Origin of the sequence: Streptomyces sp. NPDC059718, assembly GCF_042733315.1 — a bacterium.
Lineage (GTDB): Bacteria > Actinomycetota > Actinomycetes > Streptomycetales > Streptomycetaceae > Actinacidiphila.
Genome location: NZ_JBHWGA010000032.1, coordinates 30,061 through 45,609, shown reverse-complemented (window position 1 = coordinate 45,609; position 15,549 = coordinate 30,061). Strand labels below are relative to the sequence as shown.

The window sequence follows — 15,549 nt, the reverse complement described above, 5'->3', positions numbered from 1 at the left end:
CGTCCGACCGTGATCGTGCGATCCCTGAAGGACATCGAGGGCACCGACCGCGATGTCACCGCCGAGACCGGGACCTGGCGCAGCAAGCGCATCGTCCTCGCCGACGACCGCGTGGGGTTCTCGCTGCACGAGACCGTGATGTACGCGGGGACCGAGACCTCCATGTGGTACGCCCACCACGTCGAGGCGGTGCTGTGCGTCGAGGGCGAGGGCGAGCTGACCGACGACGAGACCGGCGAGCGCCACGCGATCTCCCCCGGCACGCTCTACCTGCTCGACGGCCACGAACGGCACACCATGCGCCCCAGGACCGACCTGCGCTTCGTCTGCGTCTTCAACCCGCCCGTCACCGGGCGCGAGGTGCACGACGAGAACGGCGTCTACCCCCTGCTCACCGAGGGAGCGTGACCAGCGATGACCACCATGACGACGGCCGACCTCTATCCCACCCGTGGCACGGCCGAGGTGCTGACCCCGCGTCAGGACCCGGTCGTCTGGGGCGGCCCCGGCACGTCCGGCCCGATCCAGCCGTCCGCGCTGCGCGACTTCGACCGCGACGGCTTCCTGCCCGTGGACGCGATCATCGGGTCCGAGGACGTGGCCCGCTACCGCGCCGAGCTGGAGCGGCTGTGCGCCGACCCGGCGGTGCGCGCGGACGAGCGGTCCATCGTGGAGGCGAAGTCCCGGGACATCCGCTCGGTCTTCGAGGTCCACAAGATCAGCCCGGTCTTCGCCGAACTGGTCCGCGACCCCCGCGTCGTCGGCCGCGCCCGGCAGATCCTCGGCTCGGACGTCTACGTCCACCAGAGCCGGATCAACGTCAAGCCGGGCTTCGGCGCCTCCGGCTTCTACTGGCACTCGGACTTCGAGACCTGGCACGCCGAGGACGGGCTGCCCCGCATGCGCACGGTCTCGGTCTCGATCGCGCTGACCGAGAACCACGCCACCAACGGCGGCCTGATGATCATGCCGGGCTCGCACCGGACGTTCCTGGGCTGCGCGGGCGCGACACCGGAGGACAACTACAAGAAGTCCCTCCAGATGCAGGACGCGGGCACGCCCTCCGACGCGGCCCTCACGGAACTGGCGGGCCGCCACGGGATCCGGCTCTTCACCGGGCCGCCCGGGTCCGCGGTGTGGTTCGACTGCAACGCCATGCACGGCTCGGGGGACAACATCACGCCGTACCCGCGCAGCAACGTCTTCATCGTCTTCAACAGCGTGGAGAACGCGGCCGTCGAACCCTTCGCGGCGCCCGTCCGCCGCCCCGAGTTCATCGGAGCGCGCGACTTCTCCGCAGTGCGGTAACCCTCCGGGGGGCCGGTTGTCGTGTGCGGCGCCGTCGTGGCTGCGGGCGGCTGCGCCGGGCTGCCCGGTGGTTGTGTGCGGCTTTGTTGCGCCTGCGGTTGGGGGTTTCCTCGCCGCCCTCCCGATTGCCCGGCGCGGTCAGTGCGGGCCTGCGCTCTGTTGGCGTGAGGTCGGTGCCGCGCCGGCGCACGTCTCCCCCAGCCTTCGGCCGGGGGGACCCCCATGGGCGCACCCCGCCACACCCCCTCCCGATGTCGCGGCGCACGACGGCCGGTGGGGGGTGAGTGAGGCACTTGCGGCGGCCCCGGACCGCCCTCCTACCCCCCACCGGCCGTTGGTCGCCCGACGATACGGAGGGGGCGGGGGAGTTGGGGGCACCCCCGGCCGAAGGCTGGGGGAGGGTGGGCGTTCTGGACGCTGACGTGTATTTGTTGTGCGGCACAGACGGCACCGATCTGGACCGCCCGCCATGCACATGAATATGCGGTCCAGAATGCCCAGCCCCGGAGGCCCCGCCCCCCGCCCACCACGCACGCGCGAGGCCCGCACCAACCGCGCCGGATGGGGGTCCCCCCGGCCGAAGGCTGGGGGAGGGCGGGAGGGCGGGTGGACGCCCGCCGCAGGCGCAACGCACCCGCACACAAACACCCGGCAGCCCGGCGCAGCCGCCCGCAGACGGGAACCCCGTCAGGCCTCGCGGTGGCCGTTGAAGCGGCGCGGCAACCCCAGGGGGTTGCCATCGCGCAGCTCCGCCGGGAGCAGCCCCTGCGGCGCGTCCTGGTACACGACGGGCCGCAGCCACCGCTCGATCGCCGTGCCGCCGACCGACGTGGACGTCGAGGTCGTGGCCGGGTACGGGCCCCCGTGGTGCATGGCCGGGGCGACGGCGACCCCCGTGGGCCAGCCGTTCACCACGACGCGCCCCGCCAGCGGGGTGAGGCGGCGCAGCAGGTCCGCGCCGGAGCCTTCGCCGTCGGTGCCGGACGCCTCGGCCTCGCTCAGGTGCGCCGTCGCCGTGAGGTTCCCGGGGAGCCGTCCGAGCACCCCCTCGACCTCCTCCGCGCCGCCGTACCGCGCGACGACCGTGACCGGACCGAAGTGCTCCTCCAGCAGCGCGTCGTGCACGCCGCCCTCCGCGAGCCGGGCCGCCGGGACGGAGACGAAGCCGGCGCGCACCAGGTGCTCGCCGCCGTCGCCGGGCTCGACCGGCGCCTCCACCTCGGGCAGCGTGGTCAGTTCGCGCACGCCCGCGATGAAGTTGTCCCGCATGCGGGCGTCGAGCAGCGTGCCGGGGGCGACGTCGCCGACCGCGGCCGCCAGGGACTTCAGGAGGCGGTCGCCGGCCTCGCCCGCCGGGGCCAGGACGAGGCCGGGCTTGACGCAGAACTGGCCGACGCCGAGGGTCACGGACCCGGCGAGCCCGGCGCCGATCTGCTCGGCGCGCTCCTCGGCCGCGGCCTCCGTGATCACCACGGGGTTGAGGCTGCCGAGTTCGCCGTGGAACGGGATCGGCACCGGTCGTGCCGCGGCGGCGTCGAAGAGGGCGCGCCCGCCCCGTACGGAGCCGGTGAACCCCGCGGCGGAGACCAGCGGGTGCTTGACCAGGTCGATGCCCGCCTGGAAGCCGTGGACCACCGAGACGACGTCGGCGGGCAGGCCGACGGCGACGGCGGCGCGGCGCAGCGCGTCCGCGCACAGCTCGCTCGTCGCCGGGTGGTCGGGGTGGGCCTTGACGACGACGGGGCAGCCGGCCGCGAGCGCGCTGGCGGTGTCGCCGCCCGGCACGGAGAAGGCGAGGGGGAAGTTGCTCGCGGAGTACACGGCCACGACGCCGAGCGGGATCTTGTAGCGCCGCAGGTCGGGCCGGGGCGGGGCGAGCGTCGCGTCGGCGTGGTCGATGATGACGTCGAGGAAGGCGCCCTCCTCGACGATCTCGGCGAAGGCCCTCAGCTGGTAGGTGGTGCGCCCGAGTTCGCCGGTGAGGCGGGCAGGGCCGAGGGCGGTCTCCGCGTCGGCGGCCTCCAGGATGCGGGGGCCGGCCTCCTCCAGGAAGTCGGCCGCGGTGCGCAGCAGCCGGGCGCGCACCTCGCGGTCGGCCAGCGCCGGGAAGGCCGCGGCGGCGGCGCGCACCGCGGTGTCGACCTCCTCGGCGGTGGCTTCGACGGCGACCTGCTCCCGCTGCTTCCCGGTTCGGGGATCGACGCTCCACACTGGTACGGCCACCGCGGTACCTCCAGGCCTTCCGTTCGATATACTGAACAGCATCCGCAACTGTGAATCTGTTCGGGAGCCTACTTGTGCGGATCCCGGCCGAACAAGGGGGGTCCACTCCAGATGGCTGCAGGTGAGGGCGGCGCGCAGGTCAAATCCGCGGTGCGGACGGTGGAGCTGCTGGAGTTCTTCGCGGGGCAACCCGGCATGCACAGCCTGGCCGCCGTGCAGGAGGCCGTGGGCTACCCCAAGTCCAGCCTGTACATGCTGCTGCGCACGCTCGTGGAGCTGGGCTGGATCGAGACCGACGCCACCGGCACCCGCTACGGCATCGGCGTGCGCGCCCTGCTGGTCGGCACCTCGTACATCGACGGCGACGAGGTCGTCGCCGCGGCCCGCCCGACCCTGGACCGGCTCTCGGACGACACCAGCGAGACCATCCACCTGGCCCGCCTCGACGGAACCAGCGTCGTCTACCTGGCGACCCGTCAGTCCTCGCACTACCTGCGGCCGTTCACCCGGGTCGGCCGCCGGCTGCCGGCCCACTCGACCTCGCTCGGCAAGGCGCTGCTCGCCACGTACACCGACGAGCAGGTCCGCAAGCTCCTGCCGGAGACGCTGGAGCCGCTCACCGAGCACACCCACACCGACCGCGAGAAGCTGATCGCGGAGCTGCGCCAGATCCGGGAGCAGGGCTACGCCGTGGACCGCGAGGAGAACACGCTGGGCCTGCGCTGCTTCGGCGTCGCCATCCCGTACCGCACGCCCGCCCGCGACGCGATCAGCTGCTCGGTCCCGGTGGCCCGGCTGACCCCGGCCCACGAGCAGCTGATCAAGGACGCCCTCTTCGACGCGCGCGACCGCCTCACGCTGGCGACCCGCCGTCTGTGACCGTCCGGGTCAGGACTCCTCGCGGAGCACCCGGACGGAGCCCTGCGGCACGCTGAGCCGGCCGATGACCCGTTCCCCGGTGAGCAGTTCGGTACCCGGCGCGTCGAGGGGCACCTTCGCCTCGGCCCCGGTGTGGTTGATCACGAAGAGGTACGTGCCCTGCTCGCCGGCGCGCCGGACGACCTCGACGTCATGCGGCAGTTCGGCCCGGTCCGGCAGTCCCGCGTCCTCCGCGGCGGCGGCCAGGACCGCGCCGAGCTCCGCGGGGCCGAGCCGGGTCGAGACGTACCAGGCCGTGCCCTCGCCCAGGGCGTGCCGGGTGACGGCGGGGAGGCCGGCGGCGGGGCCGTCGGCGTACGTCCACACCGGCTCGGCGCCGCGCGGGACGACGACCTCGGTCCACAGGTCGCCGATGAGGGCGGGGCCCTCGGGGCCGTCGAGCCGGACCCGTTCCCCGTCGAGCAGGGGCGCGAACTCCTCGACGGTCAGCCCGAGCACGTCCCGCAGCGCACCGGGCACGGGGCCCGGGTGGACGGTGTCGTGCTCGTCGACGACGCCGGAGAAGTAGGAGACCAGCAGCGTGCCGCCACCCTCGACGTAGGCGCGCAGGTTCCGTCCGGCGGCCTCGGTGGTGAGGTAGAGGGCCGGGACGACGACAAGGGGATAGGCCGACAGATCGGCTTCGGGAGGCGTGAAGTCGACGGTCAGGTGCCGGTCGAAGAGGGCCTCGTAGTAACTGTCGGCGCGTTCGCGCGCGTCGTGGTCCTGGCTGGGCCGCCACTCCAGCTTCTGCGCCCACCAGGACTGCCAGTCCCACAGCACGGCGGCGTCGGCGACGGTCCGGGTGCCGGCGACCTCGGCGAGGGCGGCGACGTCGGCGCCCAGCCGGACCACCTCGCGCCAGACCCGGCTGTCGGTGCCCGCGTGCGGCAGCATCGCGGAGTGGAACTTCTCGGCGCCGTAGCGGGACTGCCGCCACTGGAAGAACAGGGCGCCCTCCGAGCCGCGTGCCACGTGCGCGAGGCTGTTGCGGGCCATCTGGCCGGGGGCCTTGGCGGGGTTGCGGCGCTGCCAGTTGACGCCGCTGGTGGAGTGCTCCAGCAGCAGCCAGGGGGCGCCGCCGGCGACGGAGCGGGTGAGGTCGGCGGCCATCGCCAGGTTGACGTGGGTGCGGCGGCCGTCGGTGATCAGGTAGTGGTCGTTGGTGACGAGGTCGACCTCGCGACCCCAGGCCCAGTAGTCCAGGGGGTCGCACTGGCTGAGCGCGGTCATGAAGTTGGTGGTGACCGGGACGCCGGGTGACAGCCGGTGCAGGATGTCGCGTTCCGCGGTGAAGTTGCCGCGGACGGTCTCGTCCGTGAAGCGGGCGTAGTCCAGCTGCTGGGCCGGGTTGGCGACGGTGGGGGTCAGCCGCGGGGCGTCGACGTGCGCCCAGTCGCCGTAGGTCTGGCCCCAGAAGGCCGTGCCCCAGGCGGCGTTGAGGGCGTCGAGGCTCTCGTAACGGGCCCGCAGCCACTGCCGGAACTCCTCGGCGGACGCCTCGCAGTAGCAGGCGCCGACCGGTACGCCGTACTCGTTGTGGACGTGCCACATCGCCACGGCCGGGTGGCTCCCGTAGCGCTCGGCCAGCCGCTCGGTGATCCCGGCGGCGGCCCGGCGGTAGGCGGCGGAGCTGTGGCAGATGGCGCCGCGCGAGCCGAAGCCGTAGCGGACGCCCTCGCGGTTCACCGGGAGCGCCTCGGGGTGGGCGGCGTAGAACCAGGCGGGCGGCACGACGGTGGGGGTGCCGAGGTCGGCGCGGATGCCGTGCTCGTGCAGCAGGTCCAGCAGCCGGTCGAGCCAGGCGAAGTCGTAGCGGCCGGGCTCGGGCTCCAGCTTCGACCAGGCGAAGATGCCCACGCTGACCATGGTCACACCGGCCTCGCGCATCAGCCGGACGTCCTCGTGCCAGACCTCCTCGGGCCACTGCTCGGGGTTGTAGTCGCCGCCGTAGGCAAGGCGCACCATGGGATCTCCTGGGTCAACTCTGGGAACGTGCACAGCTGCCCGAGGGGCGGCTCGGCCAAGGTAACCGCACGGCCACAAGCATTGACAAGTGTCGGAGATGTTTCTCTACTGTGAACGCTCACAGCGCCCCCGCGCACCCTCGTCAGGGGAGGAACCCATGAACAAGCGCCTCGTCGCCGCCTTCGCGGCGGCCGCGCTCTCCACCACGCTGCTGGCCGGCTGCGGTTCGTCGGACGACGGCGGAGACGGAGACAAGGCGGAGTCCGGACCGGTCAGCCTCACGTACTGGGCCTGGGCCCCCGGCCTGGACAAGGTCGCGGCGATCTGGAACGCCGGTCCCGGCAAGGAGGCCGGCATCACGGTCACGGTGAAGAAGCAGGCGTCGGGCGACGACCTGGTCACCAAGATCATCACCGCCTCGAAGGCGCACAAGGCGCCCGACCTGGTGCAGGCCGAGTTCCAGGCCCTCCCCACCCTGGTGAGCAACGACGTCCTGGCCGACATATCCGGGCAGGCGGGCGACGTGAAGAAGGACTTCGCCGACGGCGTGTGGCAGCAGGTGACCCTCGGCTCCGACGCGGTGTACGCGATCCCGCAGGACACCGGGCCGCTGATGTTCTACTACCGCCAGGACCTGTTCACGAAGTACGGCCTGAACGTGCCCACGACGTGGGACGAGTTCGCACAGACGGCCCGCGCCCTGAAGAAGAAGGACGCCGAGAAGTCGCTGACCACCTTCTCGGCGACCGACCCCGGCCTGTTCGCGGGCCTGTCGCAGCAGGCGGGCGCGAAGTGGTGGACGACCGCCGGGGACAAGTGGAACGTCGCCATCGACGACGCCGCCTCCACCAAGGTCGCCGACTTCTGGGGCGGCCTGGTCAAGGAGGGCGTCGTCGACAACCAGCCGATGTACACCCCCGCGTGGAACAAGGCGCTCAACACCGGGACCCAGATCGCCTGGGTCAGCGCCGTGTGGGCGCCGGGCGTGCTGACGACCGCGGCCCCCGACACCAAGGGCAAGTGGGCCATGGCGCCGCTGCCGCAGTGGGACGCGGGTGAGAACGTCACGGGCAGCTGGGGCGGCTCCACGACCGGCGTCAGCAACGACTCGAAGCACAAGGACGCCGCGGTGAAGTTCGCGACCTGGCTGAACACCGACCCGGAGGCCGTGACGGCCCTGGTCAAGAACGGCGGCATCTACCCGGCGGCGACGGCCGCCCAGACCGGGGACGCGCTCGCCCAGGCGCCGGAGTTCTTCTCCAACCAGCCGGACTTCTACACCAAGGCGGCCGAGATCGCCAAGACCACCGCCCCGGCGGCGTGGGGTCCGAACGTGAACGTCGCCTACAGCGCGTTCAAGGACGCCTTCGGCAAGGCGGCGCAGGACAAGGCCGGCTTCGGCCCGGCGCTGGGCACGGTGCAGTCGACGACGGTCGCCGACATGAAGAAGCAGGGCTTCTCGGTCGCGGAGTAGCGCGCGGCAGCCGCTCGGGCCGACCGGGGGCACCACGCGCCCCCGGTCCCGCCCGTCCGCCCGTGCGTCAGCCGCCCGTCCGTCGCCGTCAGCCGTCAGCCGTCAGCCGTCAGCCGTCAGCCGTCCGAAACGAGCCGCCCATGCCGCCCACGTCCGCTGCCCGGCGCACCCGACGCCTCGCCCCCTACGGATTCCTCGTCCCCGCCGTCGTCCTGTTCGCCGCGACCTTCGCGCTCCCCATCGGCTACGCCGTCTACCTGAGCTTCCGCAAGATCGAGGTCAAGGGCCTGGGCCTGGGCCGGGGCGCACGCGGCGAGGCCTGGGCGGGGCTGTCCAACTACACCTCCGTCCTGTCCGACACCGAGCTCCTGCACGGCGCCGCCCGCATCCTCGGCTACGGCGCGATCGTGGTGCCGGTGATGCTGGGCCTCGCCCTGCTGTTCGCCCTGATGCTGGACGCGCAGCGGACCCGGCTGCGCGGCTTCTCGCGGCTGGCGATCTTCCTGCCGTACGCCGTGCCCGGGGTGGTCGCGGCGCTGCTGTGGGGCTTCCTCTACCTGCCCTCGCTCAGCCCGCTCCACTACGCGCTGGGCGCCATGGGCCTGCCGGAGCCGGACCTGCTGACCGGCGGCGCGCTCTTCGGCGCGCTGGCGAACGTCGCCGTGTGGGGCGGCACGGGCTTCAACATGATCGTGATCTACACGTCGCTGCGGGCGGTGCCCGCCGAGATCTACGAGGCCGCGCGGATCGACGGCTGCTCGGAGCTGCAGATCGCGCTGCGGATCAAGATCCCCACGGTGGCGCCGGCGCTCGTGCTGACCTTCTTCTTCTCGATGATCGCGACCTTCCAGGTCTTCGGCGAGCCGATGACCCTGAAGGGGATGACGAACTCGATCTCCACGACCTGGAGCCCGCTGATGAAGGTCTACCAGGACGCCTTCGTGCGCGGCGACCTCCACTCGGCGGCCGCGACGTCCGTGGTCATCGCCGTCGTCACCCTCGTCCTGTCCTTCGGCTTCCTGCGGGCAGCCAACTCCCGTACCCGGCAGGGAGCCTCCTGATGAGCGTCACCGCAACCCCCCTCGCCCAGCGGCCCGGCGCCACCACGGCGGCCCGCACCACCGCGCCGCGGCGCCGCCGCGGGACCGGCCTGGTCCCGACCGTCGTGCTGCTGCTCGGCGCGGCCTACTGCCTGCTCCCGGTCGCATGGGTGCTGGTGGCGTCGACGAAGAGCAGCCGCGAGCTGTTCGCGACGTTCACCTTCCTGCCCGGCACGGGTCTGGTCGACAACATCTCCGCGCTGACGGCGTACCGCGACGGCGTCTACTGGCGGTGGATGCTCAACTCCCTCTTCTACGCGGGCCTCGGCGCGCTGCTGTCCACCGCGGTGTCCGCGGTGAGCGGCTACGCGCTGGCGAAGTACCGCTTCCGGGGCCGCGAGGCGATCTTCAACGTCCTGCTGACCGGGGTGCTGATGCCGCCGGTCATCCTGGCGATCCCGCAGTACCTGCTGATGGCCAAGGCGGGTCTGGCCGACAGCTACCTGTCGGTGCTGCTGCCGAGCGTCCTGGCGCCGTACGGCATCTACCTGGCCCGGATCTACGCCTCCGCCGCCGTGCCGGACGAGGTGGTGGAGGCGGCCCGGGTGGACGGGGCGGGCGAGTGGCGGATCTTCCGCACGATCGCGCTGCCGGTGATGCTGCCCGGGCTGGTGACGGTCTTCCTCTTCCAGTTCGTGGCGATCTGGAACAACTTCCTGCTGCCGTTCATCATGCTGGGCGACGACGAGAAGTTCCCGGTGACGCTGGGCCTGTTCACCCTGCTCCAGCAGGGCGCCTCGGCGCCCGCCCTCTACACGCTGGTGATCACCGGTGCGATGCTGGCGATAATGCCGCTGATCGCCCTGTTCCTGGTGATCCAGCGGTTCTGGAGCCTGGACCTGCTCTCCGGGGCCGTAAAGTCCTGAGGAGCCCCGAAGGAAGAACGGTATGAGCCGCACAGAACGACGCCGTCCCCCGACGATCCACGACGTGGCCCGCGAGGCGGGCGTGTCACGGGGCACGGTGTCGCGCGTCCTCAACGGCGGGCACAACGTGAGCCCGGCCGCGATGGAGGCGGTCAACGCCGCCATCCGCCGCACCGGCTACGTGGTGAACCGGCACGCCCGCAGCCTGATCACCGGGCGGTCGGACTCGGTGGGCTTCCTGCTCACCGAACCGCAGGAGCGCTTCTTCGAGGACCCGAACTTCAACGTGCTGCTCAGCGGCTGCACCCAGGCGCTGGCCGCGCACGACATACCGCTGCTGCTGATGATCGCCGGCGACGAGTCCGAGCGGCGTCGGATAACCCGCTACATCACCGCCGGGCACGTCGACGGCGTGCTGCTGGTGTCCAGCCACTCGGGGAACCCGGTCGCCGAGCGGCTGGAGAAGGCCGGGGTCCCGGTCGTCGCGTGCGGGGAGCCGCTGGGGCAGGGCGGCAGGGTCGCGTACGTGGCGGCCGACGAGCGGGGCGGCGCGCACCGGATGGTGCGGCACCTCGTGGCCTCCGGGCGGCGCACGATCGCCATGATCACGGGGCCGCTGGACACCCCCGGCGGTGTGCAGCGCCTGGCGGGCTACCGCGAGGAGCTGGCCGCCTCGGGGCTGCCCGCCGACGAGACGCTGATCGCCGAGGGCGACTACAGCCGGGCCAGCGGGGAGGCCGCGATGACCGCGCTGCTGCACCGCTCCCCCGGCCTGGACGCGGTCTTCGTCGCCTCCGACCTGATGGCGCAGGGCGCCCTGGCGGCGCTGGAGCGGGCCGGGCGGCGGGTGCCGCAGGACGTCGCGGTCGGCGGCTTCGACGACTCCCCGGCGGCGCTGGCGACGCTGCCGCCGCTGACCACGATCCGCCAGCCGTGGGACCGGATCAGCGCCGAGATGGTGCGGCTGCTGCTCGCCCGCATCGCCGGTGACGAGCCGTCCGCGGTGATCCTCCCGACGGAGCTGGTACGGCGGGACTCGGCCTGAACATCCCATAGGATCATGGGAGTTGGGGCGTCGAAGCCGCCGCCCCCGGACTTGGAGGACCGGTGCGTCTCCCCCGCTCCCTTTCCGGCTGGACCATGGCCGTCTTCGGTGTGCTCGCCGCCGCGCTCGGCATCGTCGGGATCGTCTCGCCGGCCGTGCAGCTGTCCCTGCTCGGCTTCCACCGTCCGGACCACCGCGCGGCCGGCGACTACACCCTGGTCTTCCTCACCGCGTCCTCGATGGCGGCGCTCAACATGGGCGTGTACTACGTCCTGGCGGCTCTCGCCGACTGGCGCTCCTTCTTCCGCTGGACGGTCCCGTTCCGGCTGCTGACCTTCACCGTCTTCACCACGGCCGTGGTGATCGGCCGGGCGCCCTCCGGCTTCCTCGGGGTCGGCGTGTGGGAGGGCGTGGGCGCGCTGGTGACGGGTGCGGCCCTCTGGCACGAGGGCCGCAGGGCCCGGGCCGCGACCCCCGAGGGCGCCGCGGCGGCGTGACCCGGCCGCGGCGTGACCCGGCCGCGGGGCGGTCAGGACGTACGGGGCGGGACCGCGCACCACTCGGAGAAGCCCTGGCTGGTCAGCCCGAGGGCGCTGTTGAGCCGGGAGCGCAGGTTCTCCACCGCGACCATGGCCGTGAGCTCGACGAAGGCGGCCTCACCGAGCCGGTCGAGCAGCCGGCGGGCCAGGTCGTCGGTGACGGACGGCTCCGTCTCGCTCATGGCCTCGGCGTACTCCATCACCCACTGTTCGAGCTCGGTGAAGTCCTCCCGGTGCTCACGCCAGACGGGCACCTTGCCCACCTTCTCCATGGGCAGTCCCAGACCCTCGGCCTTCCAGTGGCCGAAGTCCACGCACCAGGAGCAGCCGATACGGACCGCGGACGCCATGACGGCGAGGTGCCCCAGGCCCGGGTCGAGCGCGTGCCACTTCTCCACGCCCTGCTCGAAGCGGGCGTAGGACATCAGCACCTTCGGGTGGTGGCCGATCGCCCGGCCGGGGTCGGGGACCCTGCCGAACCTGCGGCGCGCGTACCACTCCGCGAGCCGGATGAACGGGGTCCGGGGCGGGTCGAGGGAGATGCGGGACATGTCGTGCCTCCTGGAATCGTCCGCGTCGTGCCTGCGGGAGTACGACGGACGGCGGCCTCCCCGGTGTGACATCCGGGGGCGGAGGACATCTGCGGGCACCTCCGTGAGGTCACATCCGCAGGGCGCACAGGGCGCGGTCCCAGAGCCGGTCCGCGGCGATCGGGTCCACGGCGTGGGCGGCGACGCCGCCGGGGCGCTCTTCGTCCCCGTCCACGACCGGCGCCTCCTGGTTGTCCTCGAAGTAGCGTCCGGTCACCCCGTCGAGCAGCGGCGACGCCGCGAGCAGCACCGAGGTGGCGGCTCCCTGCTCCGCGGTCTTGTGGTACGGCTGCGGGATGACGGCGCCGTCCTCGTCCGTCACGCCCATCGCCCGCATGGTGCCGGCGTCGATGTGGCGCTGGAGGTTGGTGCCGAGGATCCATCCGGGGTTGAGCGCGTTGGCCGTGATGCCGTCGGCGGCCCACCGGCGGGCCCCCACCGCGAGCAGGACGTCGGCGGTCTTGGACTGCGCGTAGGCCGTCCAGGGGTCGTAGGGACGCCGCTCGAAGTGGGGGTCGCCGAAGTCGAACGCGGCGTTGCGGTGGGCTCCGGAGCTGACGACCACCAGACGGGCCGAGCCGGCCGCCCGCAGTGCGGGGTGGAGTGCCGTGGCGAGGGCGAAGTGCCCGAGGTGGTTGGTGGCGAGCTGCAGCTCCCACCCGAGGCCGGTGACCTGGCGGGCGGGGAGGGCCATGATCCCGGCGTTGGCGACGAGGATGTCGAGCGGCCCGCTCCAGGCGTCCGCGAAGTGTGCGACGGAGGCGAGGTCGGCCAGGTCGAGGGCCCGTACGTCCACCGAGCCCGCCGGGGCGGTGGTGGCGAGCTCACGGAGGGCGGGTGCCGCGGCGCCGGGGTCGCGCGTGGCGACGGTGACGTCCGCGCCGGCCGAGGCCATCGCCCGGACGGTTTCGAGGCCGATGCCGGAGGCGCCGCCGGTGACGAGGGCGCGCCGGCCGGTGAGGTCGACTCCGCCGATGACCTCGGAGGCCGTGGCGTGCGAGGGGAAGGGGGTCTGCAGCAGGGGGTGGTCGAGCACGGTGACCTTCTCGGGAGGGGAACGGCTGGTACCCGAACCAGGCTATGGACGGCATTGCGTATTCTCCATAATGAAAACTCCGGAAAACTTCAGCCATCGTCCAGCTCTTGGAGGTACGTCATGGATCCGCTCGAGGACGTGCTGGCCCTGCTGGAGACCAGGGCCCACCTCTCGACGGGCCTCGTGGCGGGCGGCGAGTGGGCGGTGCGCTTCGAGGCGCCGTCCGGGGTGAAGTTCAACGCGGTCCGGCGCGGCGGGTGCCTCCTGGAGGTCGAAGGTGCGGACGGGCCGGTGGAGCTGGCCGCGGGCGACTGCTTCCTGCTCACCCAGGCCCGCCCGTTCGTGCTGCGCAGCGCTCCCGGCGTGGCCCCGGTCGCCGCGGAGCCGGTGTTCGCCGCGGCGGGGGGCGGTTTCGCCCGGGTCGGCCGGGGGGACGACGTCCTGCTCGTCGGCGGCCGCTTCTCCTTCGGCGACCGCGCGCGGGCCCTGCTGCTGGACGCCCTGCCGCCGGTCATCCACGTGCCCGCGGGGACCGCGCACGCGCAGACCGTGGGCTGGGCACTGGAGCAGATCGGGCAGGAGCTGCTGCGACGGCCCGTGGCCTCCACCCTCGTGGCGGAGCACCTGGCCGTCGTCATGCTGGTCCACGTGCTGCGTCTGCACCTCGCCGAGGAGTCGCACGGCGCGTCGGGCTGGCCCGCGGGCCTGGCCGACCCCGTCGTGGCGCCCGCCCTGGCCGCGCTGCACCGCGCGCCGGCGCACGGCTGGACGGTCGCCGAACTCGCCCGCACCAGCGGGGTGTCGAGGTCCACGCTCGCCGCGCGGTTCAAGCGGACCGTGGGCTGTCCGCCGCTGGACTACCTCAGGCGGTGGCGCATCGAACTCGCCTCGCAGCGCCTGCGCAAGGGCACCGAGACCCTCGCCGTCATCGCCCGCGCGGTCGGCTACGGCTCCGAGAGCGCGCTCAGCACGGCCTTCAAGGAGGTGACGGGGAGCTCGCCCCGTGCGTACCGCGGCGGTCCCGCGGCCTGACGGGACGGCCCCGAGCCCGGGCCTCCGCCGGCCGGGGACGGTCGGCCGACGGGCGGGTGCGGGGCGGGTACGGGGCGGCGGCCGGTCAGAGCCTTCCGCTGCCCGCGTGGCAGTCGACGACCTGCGGTACGGCGCCCGCACGGTCGACCCGGGTGCGCAGGGCCGGGATCCACCCCGCGTCGTCGCCGAGCTGCTCGGCGGGGACGCCCGCGTTGTGGACGGCGAGCAGGTCGACGGGGCGGCCGTTGACGAGGTTGCCGTCCTCGGTGAGGGCGGTGCCCTTCCACTTCTTGATGACCGTGGCGCGGTCGACGCCCGCGGGCAGGGTGAAGGCGTTGGCCTCCGCCACGAGCTGCGACTGGACGCCGACACCGAGGCTGTAGCCGTAGGCGTAGCCGGAGTCCGCGGTCGCCACGTAATGGTTGTTGTAGACGTCGACCTGGCCGAAGCGGACGCGCGGGGCGCGCTCGGTGACGTTCCGGTAGAGGTTGTGGTGGAGGGTGACGCGCAGCCTGCCCGCGTCGGTGGCGGCGGCGCTGTCGCTGTTGCCGATGAGCGAGGTCTTGCCGTGGTCCCGGAAGACGTTCCAGGACCCGGTGACGAGGTCGGAGCCCTTGATGACGTCGAAGAGGCCGTCGTGCTTCTGGAAGACGCGGCCGAAGTACGTGGGCAGGGTCGTGTCGGGCTCGTCGCCGTCGGAGAAGGTGTTGTGGTCCACCCACACGTGCGTGGAGCCGACCACGCTGAGGTTGTCGTACTCGGAGTTCCAGTTGCCGGTGTCGCCGTCGGTGGGGTCCCAGGCGGGGAAGCAGTCGGCGGCGTTCTCGAAGGACAGGTTGCGGATGATGACGTCGTCGGCGTCCTGGACCATGAGGTCGCCGCCGCGGAGGGTGGCGCCCCGGCCGAGGCCGACGATGGTGGTGCGGGAGCCGACCCGCACCTGGACGCGTTCCGCCTGGACCTTCTGCGAGGCGGCACGCGCGTCCTCGAGCGGGCCGGACGGCTCGCGGTCGGTGCCCCACACCGCGGGGTCGTAGGCGGCGAGGTAGCCGTCGAGCGTGTAGCCGTCGGTGGCGTAGTCCGCGCAGTCCAGCGGGGTGCCGTCGTCGGCGGTGTTGACGTCGATGACGCCCTTGACCTGGACGATCCGGGGGGTGCCGTCGCCGTCGCCGAGGGCGGCGACCAGTTCGGCGCGGTTGCGCACGGTGAAGACGTGGGCGGCGTCGGCGGCCGAGCCGCCCCTGGTGCCCCCGCCGGCCGAGGCCCAGCCGTCGCCGGCGGGCAGTACGGCACGGCCGAGGGCGGCCCCGCGCGGGACGGCCTGAGCCGCGGCCGGAGCGGTGAGGGCGAGGGCGAGCGTCGTGCAGCCCACCAGGGCAGCGATGACGCGCGCATGACACACGGATCTACGCATTGCGGCTCCTTGGGAGGAGGTGGGGATGGGAGAGGG

Annotated in this window: 14 protein-coding genes; 9 read left to right on the top strand and 5 right to left on the bottom strand. The window is 72.9% G+C overall.

The genetic code is table 11. The features are described 5' to 3' along the window. The first annotated feature begins 9 nt into the window (after positions 1-9). Together ACFV3E_RS30830 and thpD are read left to right on the top strand one after the other, a co-directional pair. Positions 10-408: an ectoine synthase gene (locus ACFV3E_RS30830; RefSeq protein ID WP_500537649.1), complete on the top strand. Its 399-nt coding sequence runs from the start codon at positions 10-12 to the stop codon at positions 406-408. Positions 409-414: 6 nt separating this feature from the next. Next, positions 415-1,308 carry an ectoine hydroxylase gene (gene thpD / locus ACFV3E_RS30825; RefSeq protein WP_500537648.1) on the top strand — a complete coding sequence of 298 codons (894 nt, stop codon included), beginning with the start codon at positions 415-417 and terminating at the stop codon, positions 1,306-1,308. Between the two features lie 687 nt (positions 1,309-1,995). On the opposite strand, the gene ACFV3E_RS30820 is transcribed toward thpD, so the two are convergent. Beyond that, positions 1,996-3,531, bottom strand: coding sequence for an aldehyde dehydrogenase (NADP(+)) (locus ACFV3E_RS30820; RefSeq protein WP_500537647.1), 1,536 nt, complete (start codon positions 3,529-3,531; stop codon positions 1,996-1,998). A 111-nt stretch (positions 3,532-3,642) separates the two neighbouring features. Between ACFV3E_RS30820 and ACFV3E_RS30815 the strand changes: the two genes are divergently transcribed. Further along, the gene (locus ACFV3E_RS30815) at positions 3,643-4,410 is read left to right on the top strand and encodes an IclR family transcriptional regulator (protein ID WP_500537646.1); all 768 of its coding nucleotides are present in this window, start codon (positions 3,643-3,645) and stop codon (positions 4,408-4,410) included. Positions 4,411-4,419: 9 nt separating this feature from the next. On the opposite strand, the gene ACFV3E_RS30810 is transcribed toward ACFV3E_RS30815, so the two are convergent. After that, positions 4,420-6,417 (bottom strand): beta-galactosidase, encoded by a 1,998-nt coding sequence (locus ACFV3E_RS30810; protein WP_500537645.1) that lies wholly within the window; start codon positions 6,415-6,417, stop codon positions 4,420-4,422. 157 nt (positions 6,418-6,574) lie between these two features. On the opposite strand from ACFV3E_RS30810, the gene ACFV3E_RS30805 reads away from it, so the two are divergent. From ACFV3E_RS30805 to ACFV3E_RS30785, 5 genes are all read left to right on the top strand, one after another. Further along, positions 6,575-7,891, top strand: a complete 1,317-nt coding sequence (locus tag ACFV3E_RS30805; RefSeq protein ID WP_500537644.1) for an ABC transporter substrate-binding protein — start codon at positions 6,575-6,577, stop codon at positions 7,889-7,891. Between the two features lie 140 nt (positions 7,892-8,031). Beyond that, positions 8,032-8,952, top strand: a complete 921-nt coding sequence (locus ACFV3E_RS30800) for a carbohydrate ABC transporter permease (RefSeq protein WP_500370243.1) — start codon at positions 8,032-8,034, stop codon at positions 8,950-8,952. Further along, a complete protein-coding gene (locus tag ACFV3E_RS30795; protein ID WP_500537643.1) occupies positions 8,952-9,857 on the top strand; it encodes a carbohydrate ABC transporter permease in 906 nt (301 codons plus the stop codon). Before ACFV3E_RS30800 ends, ACFV3E_RS30795 begins: the two co-directional genes overlap by 1 nt. 22 nt (positions 9,858-9,879) lie before the next feature. After that, positions 9,880-10,902: a LacI family DNA-binding transcriptional regulator gene (locus tag ACFV3E_RS30790; RefSeq protein ID WP_500370241.1), complete on the top strand. Its 1,023-nt coding sequence runs from the start codon at positions 9,880-9,882 to the stop codon at positions 10,900-10,902. A gap of 95 nt (positions 10,903-10,997) precedes the next feature. Then, the gene (locus tag ACFV3E_RS30785; protein ID WP_500537690.1) at positions 10,998-11,399 is read left to right on the top strand and encodes a hypothetical protein; all 402 of its coding nucleotides are present in this window, start codon (positions 10,998-11,000) and stop codon (positions 11,397-11,399) included. A gap of 32 nt (positions 11,400-11,431) precedes the next feature. Here ACFV3E_RS30785 and ACFV3E_RS30780 read toward each other — a convergent pair whose 3' ends face one another. Both ACFV3E_RS30780 and ACFV3E_RS30775 read right to left on the bottom strand, forming a co-directional pair. Continuing rightward, a complete protein-coding gene (locus tag ACFV3E_RS30780; RefSeq protein WP_500537642.1) occupies positions 11,432-11,992 on the bottom strand; it encodes a carboxymuconolactone decarboxylase family protein in 561 nt (186 codons plus the stop codon). Between the two features lie 109 nt (positions 11,993-12,101). Then, entirely contained in the window at positions 12,102-13,067 is a 966-nt protein-coding gene (locus ACFV3E_RS30775) for an SDR family NAD(P)-dependent oxidoreductase (RefSeq protein ID WP_500537641.1), read from the bottom strand. A 120-nt stretch (positions 13,068-13,187) separates the two neighbouring features. Between ACFV3E_RS30775 and ACFV3E_RS30770 the strand changes: the two genes are divergently transcribed. After that, positions 13,188-14,099 (top strand): AraC family transcriptional regulator, encoded by a 912-nt coding sequence (locus tag ACFV3E_RS30770; protein ID WP_500537640.1) that lies wholly within the window; start codon positions 13,188-13,190, stop codon positions 14,097-14,099. Between the two features lie 85 nt (positions 14,100-14,184). Here the strand turns inward: ACFV3E_RS30770 and ACFV3E_RS30765 are convergent, their stop codons facing one another. Next, positions 14,185-15,513: a pectate lyase family protein gene (locus ACFV3E_RS30765; protein WP_500537639.1), complete on the bottom strand. Its 1,329-nt coding sequence runs from the start codon at positions 15,511-15,513 to the stop codon at positions 14,185-14,187. Between the last annotated feature and the right edge of the window lie 36 nt (positions 15,514-15,549).